A 12,963-nucleotide genomic window follows, 5' to 3' on the forward strand; every position below is an offset into this window, starting at 1 on the left:
CCTTTGGGAGGGGCTGCTGCCCCTCCCACAGGTTATTTGAAGCGCCGCTCCACGCCTTTCTCCACCAGAATCTTCGCCGAAATCTCTTCCACCGAAAAATGTGTGGAATTGATGTGCGCAATATTCTCGCGCCGGAACAAATTTTCTACTTCGCGCACTTCGAACTCGCACTGGGCGTAGCTGGAGTAGCGGCTGTTGGGCTTGCGCTCGTTGCGGATGGCCGTGAGGCGGTCCGGGTCGATGGTCAGGCCGAACAGCTTGTGCGAGTGCGCGCGCAGGGCGGCCGGGAGCGTCAAGTGCTCCATGTCGTCCTCGGTGAGCGGGTAGTTGGCCGCGCGAATACCGAATTGCATGGCCATGTACAGGCAGGTGGGCGTTTTGCCGCAGCGCGACACGCCGACCAGGATCAGGTCGGCCTTGTCGTAGTAGTGGGTACGTGCACCGTCGTCGTTGTCGAGCGCGAAGTTAACCGCCTCGATACGCTCCATATAATTGGAGTTATGCCCAATGGAATGGGACTTTCCGACAGAGTATGAGGAATGTTCACTCAGCTCCTGCTCCAGTGGCGCCAGGAACGTCGAGAAAATGTCGATCATGAAACCATTCGACGTTGCGAGAATCTCACGAATGTCCTGGTTGACGATGGTGTCGAAAATGATCGGCCGAAAGCCGTCTTTTTCAGCCGCCAGATTGATTTGTTGTACCATGGCCCGCGCTTTATCCACGCTGTCGATGTAGGGGCGCGTGAATTTGGCGAAGGTAATGTTTTCGAACTGCGCGAGCAGGCTTTGACCCAGTGTCTCGGCTGTGATGCCGGTGCCGTCGGAAATAAAGAAAGCAGATCGTTTCATTTGAGCCCTGGGCCTTAAGCTGATGGCGAATCTTGGATATGATAGGCGCGATTTTGCCGTCCCGCAGTGGGCCGCATTCTCACTTATTTTCCAGGTCCAGGCCACAAGCGCTGGCGAACGCTCCTACTGAGCAGCCGGCGTCCTGAGCTTTTCCAACACAGAAAGTGGAGAGATCACCTTGGTAGAGTACGTAGTTTCCCTCGATAAGCTCGGCGTCCATGATGTAGAGCACGTAGGGGGCAAGAACGCATCCCTCGGCGAGATGATCAGTAATCTTGCAGGCGCAGGTGTGTCGGTGCCCGGTGGTTTCGCCACCACGGCCCAGGCTTACCGCGATTTCCTCGAACTGAGCGGCCTGAACGCTCAGATCCACGCCGCGCTGGATGCCCTGGACGTCGATGACGTCAACGCCCTGGCCAAGACCGGCGCCCAGATCCGCCAATGGATCATGGAAGCCGAGTTCCCTGAAAAGCTCAACGAAGAAATTCGCACCGCCTTCGCCACATTGTCTGCGGGCAACCCGGACATGGCCGTTGCAGTGCGCTCCTCGGCCACCGCCGAAGACTTGCCGGACGCCTCTTTCGCCGGCCAGCAAGAGACCTTCCTGAACATCCGCGGCGTGGAAAACGTGATCCGCGCAGCCAAGGAAGTATTTGCCTCGCTGTTCAATGACCGCGCTATTTCCTACCGCGTACACCAGGGCTTCGACCACAAGCTGGTGGCCCTGTCTGCCGGCGTGCAGCGCATGGTGCGTTCGGAAACCGGCACCGCCGGCGTGATGTTCACCCTCGATACCGAATCCGGTTTCCGTGACGTGGTGTTTATCACCGGCGCCTACGGCCTGGGCGAAACCGTCGTACAAGGCGCGGTGAACCCGGACGAATTCTACGTACACAAGCAAACCCTCGAGGCCGGCCGTCCGGCCATCCTGCGCCGCAACCTGGGCAGCAAGGCCATCAAGATGATCTACGGCGACGAGGCCAAGGCCGGTCGCTCGGTGAAAACCGTTGAAGTCGACAAGGCCGAGCGCGCGCGTTTCTGCCTGACCGACGCTGAAGTCAGCGAATTGGCCAAGCAAGCGATGATCATCGAGAAGCACTACAAGTGCCCGATGGACATCGAGTGGGCCAAGGACGGCGACGACGGCAAGCTCTACATCGTGCAGGCTCGCCCGGAAACCGTGAAAAGCCGTACCTCGGCCAATGTCATGGAACGCTACCTGCTCAAAGAGACCGGCACCGTGCTGGTTGAAGGCCGCGCCATCGGCCAGCGTATCGGCGCCGGCAAGGTGCGGATCATCAAGGACGTGTCCGAAATGGACAAGGTCCAGCCAGGCGACGTACTGGTCTCGGACATGACCGACCCGGACTGGGAACCGGTCATGAAGCGCGCCAGCGCCATCGTCACCAACCGTGGCGGGCGTACCTGCCACGCGGCGATTATTGCCCGTGAGCTGGGGATTCCAGCCGTGGTCGGGTGTGGCAATGCAACCCAACTGCTCAAGGATGGCCAGGGCGTAACCGTTTCCTGCGCCGAAGGCGATACCGGTTTCATCTTCGAAGGTGAGCTGGGCTTCGACATCAAGCAGAACTCCATTGATGCCATGCCGGACCTGCCGTTCAAGATCATGATGAACGTCGGTAACCCGGACCGCGCCTTCGACTTCGCGCAACTGCCGAACGCCGGCGTGGGCCTGGCCCGCCTGGAATTCATCATCAACCGCATGATCGGCGTGCACCCCAAGGCACTGCTCAATTACGACGGCCTGCCGCCAGAGATCAAAGACAGCGTCGACAAGCGCATCGCCGGCTACAACGACCCGGTGGGCTTCTACGTCGAGAAGCTGGTGGAAGGCATCAGCACCCTGGCAGCGGCGTTCTACCCGAAAAAGGTCATCGTGCGCCTGTCGGACTTCAAGTCCAACGAGTACGCCAACCTGATCGGCGGCAAGCTCTACGAGCCGGAAGAAGAAAACCCGATGCTGGGCTTCCGTGGCGCCTCGCGTTACATCAGCGAAGCGTTCCGTGACTGCTTCGAGCTTGAGTGTCGCGCACTGAAGCGCGTGCGTAATGAGATGGGCCTGACCAACGTCGAGATCATGGTGCCGTTCGTGCGCACCCTGGGCGAAGCGAGCCAGGTGGTGGACCTGCTGGCTGAAAATGGCCTGTCCCGTGGCGAAAACGGCCTGCGCGTCATCATGATGTGCGAACTGCCGTCCAACGCCATCCTGGCCGAAGAGTTCCTGGAGTTCTTCGACGGCTTCTCCATCGGCTCCAACGACCTGACCCAATTGACCCTGGGCCTGGACCGCGACTCGGGGATCATCGCCCACTTGTTCGACGAGCGTAACCCCGCGGTCAAGAAGCTGCTGGCCAACGCCATTCAGGCCTGTAACAAGGCCGGCAAGTACATCGGTATTTGCGGCCAAGGCCCGTCCGATCACCCTGACCTGGCCAAGTGGCTGATGGAACAGGGCATCGAAAGCGTCTCGCTGAACCCCGATTCGGTGCTGGAAACCTGGTTCTTCCTGGCCGAGGGCCAGGCGTCCGCCTAAGGTCGCTACGTCAAAAGTGCCGGTCACTCGTTGAGGGTGACCGGCATTCTTATCTGTACAGGGCGGGAATCCTTGCGGACGCCGCCCTTTTTTGTGCAAGAGCATTATGCAAAGCAGCAGCAATTTGTTTCCTGTCGCCTTGATCAGCGCTGAACGTCGTGGCGACTTGAGTGAAGACGTGTACCGCCTCAAACCCGGTAACAGCCCCGACGGCACCGTCGAGCTGGCGGTTACCCGGTTGGGCCTGGCCGATGTCGCGCAAACCCGCGGCACCCCGGTTATTTTGTTGCATGGCAGTTTTTCCAATCGGCGCTTCTGGTACTCGCCTAAGGGCATCGGCCTGGGCGCCTACCTGGCGCGGCAGGGGTTTGATGTGTGGATCCCGGAAATGCGCGGTCATGGCCTGTCCAAACGCAACCACGACTACGTCAAAAATCGTATCGCCGATTACGCGCGTTACGATTTACCGGCCATCGGTGCGTTTGTGCGTGAGCAAAGCGCGCAAATTCCGCACTGGATCGGCCACTCCCTTGGCGGTATTACCCTGGCGGCCGCCCTTGGTGGGCAGTTTCTGGGGGCGCCGGCGGTGGCGTCGGTGGCGTTGTTCGGCTGTCAGGTAAGCCGTACCCACTGGCCGTTGAAAATTCCACCGGTGGAGTGGGGCGGCCGTTTCATTCTCAAGCGTCTTGCCCAACTGTCCGGCCCGCGATTCAAACGGGGCCCCGAGGATGAACCGGCCGGGGTGATGATCGAGGCCATGCGCTGGAACGGCCTGTTCGGGCGGTTCGGCGACCGCGAGCGTGACTGGTGGAAGGGCCTGGCGGACGTCGATGTGCCGCTGCTGGCAGTCAGTGCCGTGGGCGACCAACAGGACCCGGACTGGGCTTGTCGCAAGCTGTTCGAGCAGGTCGGCGCCGAGCATCGGCAGTACCTGTGCCTGGGGCGCCAGCAGGGTTTTAGCGGAGATTTCGGCCACGTGGAGATGCTGGTCAGTAAAGCCGCCCAGGTCGAAGTGTGGCCGTTGGTCGAGCGCTGGTTGAAAGACCCGCTCACACCTTTATTTGCGGCGCCGGCCGAGGCTTTGGCGCCGGTCTGATGCAGGGCTCTGCCATGGGCGTTTCGCTCCTGCAAGGTTGCGGCTAAGATATGACGCGTTAAACGCTTCTGGTCATATTCAGTCGCTTCGCCGCTATTGCGTTGCGGTGAAGCGGGTGGGATGTTGCGCGCCGGCCTCGCTGGCGCCTCTTTCGAAAGACACTTCTTTGGCAGAAAGGAATTTTTCAATGAACCATTACGTGACCCCAGACCTGTGCGACGCCTACCCGGAACTGGTGCAGGTGGTCGAGCCGATGTTCAGCAATTTCGGCGGCCGTGATTCCTTTGGTGGTGAAATTGTCACCATCAAGTGCTTCGAAGATAACTCGCTGGTCAAGGAACAAGCTGACCAGCCGGGTGCCGGCAAGGTATTGGTAGTCGACGGTGGTGGTTCTCTGCGCCGCGCGTTGCTGGGCGACATGATCGCCGAAAAAGCCGCAAAAAATGGCTGGGAAGGCCTGGTGATCTACGGTTGCATCCGTGATGTCGATGTCATTGCCCAGACCGATCTGGGTGTGCAGGCCCTGGCCAGCCATCCAATGAAGACCGACAAGCGCGGTATTGGCGACCTGAACGTGGTGGTCACCTTTGCGGGTGTGACGTTCCGCCCGGGCGAGTACATCTACGCCGACAATAACGGTGTGATCGTCTCGCCAAGACCGCTGAAAATGCCTGAATAAACAGCAATAGCCGACAGGGGTGAGGATGTTCGAGGAAGAAAACGCGCAATGGGGGCTGGTGCATGCCCTGGTGCTGGACGGTAAAGGCGGTGCGCGTTCGATTGCCCGGACTGAGCTCGACGACCTGCAACTGCAGCCCCAGGAAAGCCTGTGGTTGCACTGGGATCGCAGCCACCCCCAAACCCAGACCTGGCTGCGCAAATCCAGTGGGCTGAGCGAGTTCGCCTGCGACCTTTTGCTGGAGGAAAACACCCGCCCGCGCTTGTTGCCGTTGCCGGAGGCCGAACTGCTGTTGTTTCTGCGCGGGGTTAACCTCAACCCAGGGGCCGAGCCGGAAGACATGGTCTCAGTGCGCATTTTCGCTGCCGCCAGCCGCGTGATCTCCCTGCGCTTGCGCCCGCTGCGCGCCACCGATGAGCTACTGGTGGAGCTGGCGGACGGCAAAGGCCCCAAAACCGCGTCTGAACTCATCCTTTATATGGCGCAGTACCTGACCAATAAAGTGCAGGATCTGGTCACGGACCTGTCGGAAGTCGTGGATACCGAGGAAGAAAAACTCGATACCGACGAACGGTATACGCCGGAGCACGGCAGCATTTTGCAGATCCGTCGGCGCGCGGCCGGGCTCAAGCGTTTCCTGGCGCCGCAACGGGATATTTTTGCCCAGCTCACACGCATCAAGTTGCCATGGTTTTGTGACGACGATGCCGACTACTGGAACGAATTGAACAACAGCCTGACGCGTTACCTCGAGGAGCTCGAACTGACCCGAGAGCGCGTGGGGCTTGTGCTTGAGGCCGAAGACCGGCGCTTGAGCGTGCGCATGAATCGCACCATGTACCGCTTCGGGATCATCACCGGAATTTTCCTGCCGATGAGTTTTTTGACCGGCTTGCTGGGGATCAATGTGGGCGGCATACCGTTATCGACGAGTCCTTATGGATTCATGGTTGCTTGCCTGTTGATGGTGTCGGTCGCCCTGGGACAATGGTGGCTATTTCGACGATTACGCTGGGTTTGAGCTGAATATGACCTGAACGTAGGAAGGGTCTCATGTGACCCGACGAATTTTACCCTCGTCTTTTAAAACACTTGCGAGAGGTCTTTTATGCACGATCCGTTCGAACAGTCTTTGCGTGACATGCTCAATGCCTCGCCGTCCAACCGCGACGACGATGCTTGCCTTGGCCGCGTGTTGAAAACCGCCAACCGGCAGGTGGGGGCGGGTGATCTGTTCGGTCTGCTCGGTCGCTGGCTGCCTGCGTTGATGATGGCCCTGAACAACGGTTCGGCCCACGTATCGCCGGTTTCCCGTCATAAACCTCTTGCTCGCACTGCTGATAAGGCTGATTGAATATGGAACTTGATCTCTGGACCCAGAGCCTGGTCACCGCGATGACCGCATTGTGGACCAAGGTGGCGAACTTCATTCCCAACCTGTTTGGTGCGTTGGTGCTGGTATTGCTGGGCTTTGTCGTGGCCAAGCTGCTCGACACCCTGCTATCGAAGTTGCTTGCGAAACTAGGCCTTGACCGCCTGATGGCGGGTACCGGCCTGACCAAGCTGCTGGGGCGCGCCGGGTTGCAAGTGCCGATCTCCACATTGATCGGCAAGATCGTTTATTGGTTTGTGCTGCTGATTTTCCTGGTTTCTGCCGCTCAATCCCTTGGACTCGAGCGAGTTTCAGCTACGCTCGACATGCTGGCGCTGTATTTGCCGAAGGTTTTCGGCGGCGCGCTGGTGCTGCTGGTAGGCGTTCTGCTGGCGCAACTGGCCAATGGGCTGGTGCGCGGCGCCGCCGAAGGCGTTGGGCTGGACTATGCCGCCGGCCTGGGGCGAATCGCCCAAGGGCTGGTGATCATCATCAGTATTTCGGTCGCGATCAGCCAATTGGAAGTCAAGACTGACCTGCTGAACCACGTGATCGTGATCGTTTTGATTACCGTTGGTCTGGCTGTTGCGCTAGCCATGGGCTTGGGAAGTCGGGAAATTGCCGGTCAGATCCTGGCTGGAATCTATGTGCGTGAGTTGTATCAGGTGGGGCAACACGTACGTGTGGGCGAGGTCGAAGGGCAAATCGAGGAGATCGGTACAGTCAAGACGACGGTGCTGACCGACGACGGCGACCTGGTGTCGCTGTCCAATCGGATTCTCCTGGAGCAGCAGGTCAATAGCCGCTAATCCGGCAAACCCTGCTAATGTACGCCGCCGCAAACCCGGCTGACCGGGCTGTAGCGGACATTGACCTGACTGTCGGCACGACTTGTTTTGAATAAAGCCCAAACGCTGTCCACGCGCTATGACCCCCGTGAGCTCTCTGATGAGGAGTTGGTCGCGCGCGCGCACACGGAGCTGTTTCACGTAACTCGCGCGTACGAAGAATTGATGCGCAGATATCAACGCACTCTGTTCAACGTTTGTTCAAGGTATTTAGGGAACGATAGAGATGCGGATGATGTCTGTCAGGAAGTGATGCTCAAGGTGTTGTACGGCCTGAAGAACTTCGAGGGCAAATCGAAGTTCAAGACCTGGCTATACAGCATCACGTACAACGAGTGCATCACGCAGTATCGCAAGGAACGGCGAAAGCGTCGCTTGATGGACGCGTTGAGTCTTGACCCCCTTGAGGAGGCGTCTGAAGAAAAGGCGCCGGCACCCGAGGAGAAGGGCGGACTTGATCGCTGGTTGGTGTATGTGAACCCGATTGACCGGGAAATTCTGGTGCTACGTTTTGTCGCAGAGCTGGAATTCCAGGAAATCGCTGACATCATGCACATGGGTTTGAGTGCTACAAAAATGCGTTACAAGCGTGCTCTAGATAAATTACGTGAGAAATTTGCGGGCGAGACTGAAACTTAGTGCGTGGCAAATATCTCTTACGTGTAGGCAAGTTCTGTTAGACTTGTCGCCGAGTTGTCCCCCGGTTTGTGGGACTGCTTTACAATCACCAGATGGGGATTTAACGGATGAAACTGAAAAACACCTTGGGCTTGGCCATTGGTTCTCTTATTGCCGCTACTTCTTTCGGCGTTCTGGCACAAGGCCAAGGCGCAGTTGAAGGCGAGCTGTTCTACAAGAAGCAGTACAACGATAGCGTCAAGCACATCGAAGACGGCTTCAACCCTGGCGCTCGCATCGGTTACTTCCTGACCGACGACCTGTCCTTGAACCTGTCCTACGACAAGACCAACCACACCCGTTCGAACGACGGTACTGGCAACCAGAAGATCAAAGGTGATACCGGCAGCCTCGTTGCCCAATATCACTTCGGTCAAGCTGGCGTAGACAGCCTGCGTCCATACGTAGAAGGCGGTTTCGGTCACCAGAGCCGTACCAACGTACTGGCTGACGGCCACAGCGGTCGCGACCAGACCACTTTCGCTACCGTTGGTACCGGTGTGAAGTACTACTTCACCAACAACCTGTACGCTCGTGCCGGTGTTGAAGCTGACTACGGTCTGGACAACGGCAAGTGGGACTACTCCGCACTGGTCGGCCTGGGCGTGAACTTCGGCGGTAACGCTGGCGCAGCTGCTCCAGCTCCTACCCCAGCACCAGCTCCAGAGCCAACTCCAGAGCCAGAAGCTCCAGTTGCTCAGGTTGTTCGTGTTGAGCTGGACGTTAAGTTCGACTTCGACAAGGCCGTTGTTAAGCCTAACAGCTACGGCGACGTGAAAAACCTGGCCGACTTCATGGCTCAGTACCCAGCTACCAACGTAGAAGTTGCTGGTCACACTGACTCCGTAGGTCCAGACGCTTACAACCAGAAGCTGTCCCAGCGTCGTGCTGACGCTGTTAAGCAAGTCCTGGTTAAAGACGGCGTGGCTCCTAGCCGTGTAACTGCTGTAGGTTACGGCGAATCCCGCCCAGTTGCCGACAACGCAACTGAAGCTGGTCGTGCTGTTAACCGTCGCGTAGAAGCGTCGGTTGAAGCTACCGCTCAGTAATCACTGAGATGTAGAAAAAAACCCGGCTCCGGCCGGGTTTTTTTTGCGTGAAATTTGTCTCAGGCACTTATCGCAGTTGCGACATAAGCCGCCTGTTCGGCGGCGGCGACACGGCCTATCACCAGGATGGCCGGGCTCTTCAAGGCAAATTCGTGTGCATCTTCCTGCATTCTCGATAGATCGCTGCGGCATTCGCGCTGCTGGGGCAGCGACGCATTTTCTATCATCGCGACAGGCATATCCGCGGCCATCCCGCCTTCCAGCAACTGCTGACGGATCTCTTCCAGCTTGGCCACGCCCATATAAATCACCAGCGTTGTGCCGCCTTCAGCCAAGGCACGCCAATTGAGTTGGCTGTCGTCCTGAGTGTGCGCCGTCACCAGGGTCACGCCGCGGCTGACACCACGCAATGTCAGTGGAATGGCGCAGTTGGTCGCGCCCGCCAACCCGGCGGTAATCCCGTTGACCAGCTCCACTTCGACGCCGCGCTCGCGCAGCCACATGGCTTCTTCGCCTCCGCGCCCGAAGATGCACGGGTCGCCGCCCTTAAGCCGCACCACACACTTGCCCTGGCGTGCGTAACGGAGTATCAGGCGGTGGATAAAGTCCTGCGGGGTTGAGCGGCAGCCGCCACGTTTACCCACAGTAACTACCCGCGCCCCGGTGCAGTGCTGCAGTACCACTGGGTTGACCAGGTCATCGATCAACACCACATCGGCTTCGTTCATTGCCCGTACCGCCTTGAGGGTCAACAACTCCGGGTCGCCGGGGCCAGCGCCCACCAGCCAGACTTTTGCATTCATGAGGGTTCCCTCGTGTAGATGAATTCAGCTATGAAAGAGTGAATACAGCAGTATCAGGTTGATCAGCAGCGACAGCAGCGCCAGGGTTCGCCAGACCTTCAACGGTTCGCGCTCCAGCAGTGGCCTGGGGCGAATGCTCAGCTCGCGTCGATCGGCTTGCTCCAGCACCAGCAACCATTCTTCGGCGGTTTCGTAGCGTTGTGCAGGTTGTGCCGCCACGGCTCGCTCCAGGCTGAGCGGTAGCCAGTCCGGCAGGTCGGGGCGATAGCGGCTGGCGCTGAACGGCTGAGTGAACCTGGGCCGCTGGAAGGCTTCGATTTCGCCGTAGGGGTAGTGCCCGGTCAGCAGGTAATACAGCGTGACGCCAACACTGTATAAATCCTGCTGAGGCGTAGGACGCTCGCCATTGAAGGCCTCGGGTGCGATAAAGCTTGGGGTCCCGGGCAGCGCATGGGCTTGATCCTCTGAAAGGCCCGGGCAATATGCCAGCCCAAAATCCAGCACACGCAACTCACCGTCGTCTCCCAGCAGCAGGTTTTCCGGCTTGATGTCGCGGTGCAGGATCTGGCGGCGATGCAACATGCCCACCGCTCGCAGCAAGCGCTCTGCCACGCACTGCCACTGCGCCAGGGGTAACGGGCCCTGGCGCTGGAAAAGTTCGGCGAGGGTCTGTCCCCGATATTCGCGCATCACGTAATACAAATGCTGACGCGCGCTGGCCGCATGAACTTCGGGAAACGCCCGACCGGCCACGCGTCGCAAGAACCATTCTTCCGCGAGCAGGGCCTGGCCGGCGTCGCTGTCGTTGTCGCGGTTCAGCGGCAGGGTTTTCAGGAGCCAGGGTTGCTGCTGGGCATCGCGTACTCGGTATAACAATGACTGGCGGCTTTGCGCCAGCAGGGCGTCTACCTGCCAGCCCTCGAAGTGTTGGCCGGGTTTCAAGGTCGGCGGCACGGGCCACTGCTGCAAGTGCACCAGGGCATCGCCCAGCGTGGCTTCGCCGAGGGTATCGATGCGCACCAGCAGGGCGCTTGCATTGTCCTGGCTACCGGCCAGGTGCGCCGCGTTGACCAGCGTGTTTACCGCCAGGTCCAGGTCAGTCTGCTCGCGCAGGATCGCGCGGATGCTGTGATCGCCCAGGGTGGCCCAAACGCCATCGCTGAGCAGCAGGAAGCATTCGCCCTCACGCAATTGGCCGTCGAGAAAATCCAGCACCAGGTGTTGATCCAGGCCAAGCGCACGCTTGAGCACATGCTGCATGCCCGGCTGCTCCCACACGTGATCTTCGCTGATGCGCTGCAACTCGCCGTCTAGCCAGCGATACGCCCGACAATCGCCCACATGCGCCAGGGTGAAACGTTGCCCGCGAAATACCAGGGCGCTGAGCGTGGTCAGCAACGGCTGGCCACCGCCATTGGCCTGCAGCCAGCGGTTTTGCGCCAGCAGCAAGCGTTCCAGTGCCTGTGCCACGCCCCAGGTTTGCGGCGTGGCGTAGTAGTCCATGGCCAGGGCCTGTAAGGTCGAGCGGGCAGCCAGGCCACCGTCGGCGCATTGGCTGACACCGTCGGCCATGGCGCACAGGTAACCTTTGCTTGCGGCCAGTTCCGCCACGGGCGTGACCACCCGCAGCGCGTCCTGGTTTTCTGCCCGGGGGCCGATGGCGCTGGCCTGGGCGACGCTCAGTTGCAGGCTCATCAGACGCGCGCAGCAGTCACGGCCGCCGAGCCCCAGGTGGTTCTCCAGCGACGCTTGACGCCATGCAGGCCGAACCAGGCCAGCACGCCCAGGCTGGCGAACAACCACAGGGCCAATTGATAGCTGCCGGTGCTTTGCTTGATGGCGCCCATCCCGGCGGCGAGGGCGAAGCCGCCGATGCCGCCGGCCATGCCGATCAGGCCGGTCATTACGCCGATTTCACGCCGGAAACGCTGTGGCACCAATTGGAATACCGCGCCGTTGCCTGCGCCCAGGCCGAGCATCGTGCAGACGAAAAGTGCCAGCGCCGCGTAGGAACTGGGCAGGTTGAAACCCACCGCCGCAATGCAGATTGCCGCCACGCTGTACATGCCGAGCAGGGTACGGATCCCGCCGAAGCGGTCGGCCAGGGCACCGCCCAGGGGGCGCATCAGGCTGCCACCGAACACGCAGGCGGCGGTGTAGTAGCCTGCGGTCACCGGGCTCAGGCCGTACTGGTCGTTGAAGTAACCGGGAAGGGCACTGGCCAGGCCGATAAAGCCGCCGAAGGTTACGCTGTAGAAAAACATGAACCACCAACTGTCGCGGTCACCCAGGGCCTTGAAGTAGTCAGCCATGGATTTCGCTTTAGGGCGCTCAGGCGCATTTTGCGCCAGCCAGGCGAACACGATCAGGGTCAGGATCAGCGGAATCAGTGCGAAACCGAATACATTGCTCCAGCCAAACGCCGCCGCCAGCACGGGCGCCAGCAAGGCCGCGAACACGGTGCCCGAGTTACCGGCACCGGCAATGCCCATGGCCTTGCCCTGGTGTTCCGCCGGGTACCACTGCGAGGCCAGGGGCAATGCCACCGCGAAGGAAGCGCCGGCCATGCCGAGGAACAGTCCCAGCAGCAACGCTTGCTCGTAAGTGTGAATCCCCAGTTTCCAGGCGCCGAACAACGCGACGATCACGATGACCTGACCCATCATCCCGGCGGTCTTGGGCGACAGCTTGTCGGCCAGCATGCCCATTAAAAAGCGCAGCACCGCACCCGCCAGGATCGGAGTGGCCACCATCAGGCCGCGTTGCTGGGTGGTCAGGTGCAGGTCGGCGGCAATCTGCACCGCCAGCGGGCCCAACAAATACCAGACCATGAAGCTCAGGTCGAAATACAGGAACGCGGCAAACAGGGTCGGGGTGTGCCCGGATTTCCAGAAGCTTGATTTCATCACGCACCTCAACGGTTGGGAGTCTTGTAAGAAGGCCTGGTGATGGAGTCGCCGGCTGAGGCCACCCCACCGGCCCCCATGACGGGGGCCAAAAACGAAAAAACGCCGCCACCGGGTTCGCGTGGGC

At 59.9% G+C, this 12,963-nt stretch carries 12 protein-coding genes; 8 read left to right on the forward strand and 4 right to left on the reverse strand.

Features of this window, described 5'->3' with window-relative positions:
• Positions 1-32: 32 nt before the first annotated feature.
• On the reverse strand, positions 33-851 hold the full coding sequence (gene ppsR / locus AB4N98_RS19740; RefSeq protein WP_003193298.1) for a posphoenolpyruvate synthetase regulatory kinase/phosphorylase PpsR: 819 nt from the start codon (positions 849-851) through the stop codon (positions 33-35).
• Positions 852-1,029: 178 nt separating this feature from the next.
• On the opposite strand from ppsR, the gene ppsA reads away from it, so the two are divergent.
• The 8 genes from ppsA to AB4N98_RS19780 all read left to right on the forward strand — a co-directional run bounded on the left by ppsA (position 1,030) and on the right by AB4N98_RS19780 (position 9,127).
• Positions 1,030-3,405 (forward strand): phosphoenolpyruvate synthase, encoded by a 2,376-nt coding sequence (gene ppsA / locus AB4N98_RS19745; RefSeq protein WP_017527454.1) that lies wholly within the window; start codon positions 1,030-1,032, stop codon positions 3,403-3,405.
• A gap of 106 nt (positions 3,406-3,511) precedes the next feature.
• The gene (locus tag AB4N98_RS19750) at positions 3,512-4,501 is read left to right on the forward strand and encodes an alpha/beta fold hydrolase (RefSeq protein WP_065878210.1); all 990 of its coding nucleotides are present in this window, start codon (positions 3,512-3,514) and stop codon (positions 4,499-4,501) included.
• A gap of 187 nt (positions 4,502-4,688) precedes the next feature.
• Positions 4,689-5,180: a ribonuclease E activity regulator RraA gene (gene rraA / locus AB4N98_RS19755; protein WP_068932263.1), complete on the forward strand. Its 492-nt coding sequence runs from the start codon at positions 4,689-4,691 to the stop codon at positions 5,178-5,180.
• A gap of 25 nt (positions 5,181-5,205) precedes the next feature.
• The gene (locus AB4N98_RS19760) at positions 5,206-6,201 is read left to right on the forward strand and encodes a zinc transporter ZntB (RefSeq protein ID WP_017527457.1); all 996 of its coding nucleotides are present in this window, start codon (positions 5,206-5,208) and stop codon (positions 6,199-6,201) included.
• A gap of 87 nt (positions 6,202-6,288) precedes the next feature.
• The gene (locus AB4N98_RS19765) at positions 6,289-6,534 is read left to right on the forward strand and encodes a hypothetical protein (protein WP_017527458.1); all 246 of its coding nucleotides are present in this window, start codon (positions 6,289-6,291) and stop codon (positions 6,532-6,534) included.
• 2 nt (positions 6,535-6,536) lie between these two features.
• Positions 6,537-7,361, forward strand: a complete 825-nt coding sequence (locus tag AB4N98_RS19770) for a mechanosensitive ion channel family protein (RefSeq protein WP_017527459.1) — start codon at positions 6,537-6,539, stop codon at positions 7,359-7,361.
• 87 nt (positions 7,362-7,448) lie between these two features.
• Positions 7,449-8,039: an RNA polymerase sigma factor SigX gene (gene sigX, locus AB4N98_RS19775; protein ID WP_003175518.1), complete on the forward strand. Its 591-nt coding sequence runs from the start codon at positions 7,449-7,451 to the stop codon at positions 8,037-8,039.
• A gap of 107 nt (positions 8,040-8,146) precedes the next feature.
• Positions 8,147-9,127, forward strand: a complete 981-nt coding sequence (locus AB4N98_RS19780; RefSeq protein WP_017527460.1) for an OmpA family protein — start codon at positions 8,147-8,149, stop codon at positions 9,125-9,127.
• A 59-nt stretch (positions 9,128-9,186) separates the two neighbouring features.
• Here AB4N98_RS19780 and cobA read toward each other — a convergent pair whose 3' ends face one another.
• From cobA to AB4N98_RS19795, 3 genes are read right to left on the reverse strand one after another with little or no spacing between them, the layout of a single operon-like run.
• Entirely contained in the window at positions 9,187-9,930 is a 744-nt protein-coding gene (cobA, locus tag AB4N98_RS19785; protein WP_065878206.1) for a uroporphyrinogen-III C-methyltransferase, read from the reverse strand.
• Between the two features lie 24 nt (positions 9,931-9,954).
• Positions 9,955-11,625: a bifunctional protein-serine/threonine kinase/phosphatase gene (locus tag AB4N98_RS19790; RefSeq protein ID WP_065878204.1), complete on the reverse strand. Its 1,671-nt coding sequence runs from the start codon at positions 11,623-11,625 to the stop codon at positions 9,955-9,957.
• Positions 11,625-12,836 carry a nitrate/nitrite transporter gene (locus AB4N98_RS19795; protein WP_017527463.1) on the reverse strand — a complete coding sequence of 404 codons (1,212 nt, stop codon included), beginning with the start codon at positions 12,834-12,836 and terminating at the stop codon, positions 11,625-11,627. Before AB4N98_RS19795 ends, AB4N98_RS19790 begins: the two co-directional genes overlap by 1 nt.
• Between the last annotated feature and the right edge of the window lie 127 nt (positions 12,837-12,963).

Source organism: Pseudomonas sp. S3_E10 (assembly GCF_054667615.1).

What these genes read in the sequence shown, in the direction of transcription:
- ppsR (WP_003193298.1), bottom strand. Translation starts at nt 851, where the DNA reads ATGAAACGATCTGCTTTCTTTATTTCCGACGGCACCGGCATCACAGCC.
- AB4N98_RS19750 (WP_065878210.1), top strand. Translation starts at nt 3,512, where the DNA reads ATGCAAAGCAGCAGCAATTTGTTTCCTGTCGCCTTGATCAGCGCTGAA.
- rraA (WP_068932263.1), top strand. Translation starts at nt 4,689, where the DNA reads ATGAACCATTACGTGACCCCAGACCTGTGCGACGCCTACCCGGAACTG.
- AB4N98_RS19760 (WP_017527457.1), top strand. Translation starts at nt 5,206, where the DNA reads ATGTTCGAGGAAGAAAACGCGCAATGGGGGCTGGTGCATGCCCTGGTG.
- AB4N98_RS19765 (WP_017527458.1), top strand. Translation starts at nt 6,289, where the DNA reads ATGCACGATCCGTTCGAACAGTCTTTGCGTGACATGCTCAATGCCTCG.
- AB4N98_RS19770 (WP_017527459.1), top strand. Translation starts at nt 6,537, where the DNA reads ATGGAACTTGATCTCTGGACCCAGAGCCTGGTCACCGCGATGACCGCA.
- AB4N98_RS19780 (WP_017527460.1), top strand. Translation starts at nt 8,147, where the DNA reads ATGAAACTGAAAAACACCTTGGGCTTGGCCATTGGTTCTCTTATTGCC.
- cobA (WP_065878206.1), bottom strand. Translation starts at nt 9,930, where the DNA reads ATGAATGCAAAAGTCTGGCTGGTGGGCGCTGGCCCCGGCGACCCGGAG.
- AB4N98_RS19790 (WP_065878204.1), bottom strand. Translation starts at nt 11,625, where the DNA reads ATGAGCCTGCAACTGAGCGTCGCCCAGGCCAGCGCCATCGGCCCCCGG.
- AB4N98_RS19795 (WP_017527463.1), bottom strand. Translation starts at nt 12,836, where the DNA reads ATGAAATCAAGCTTCTGGAAATCCGGGCACACCCCGACCCTGTTTGCC.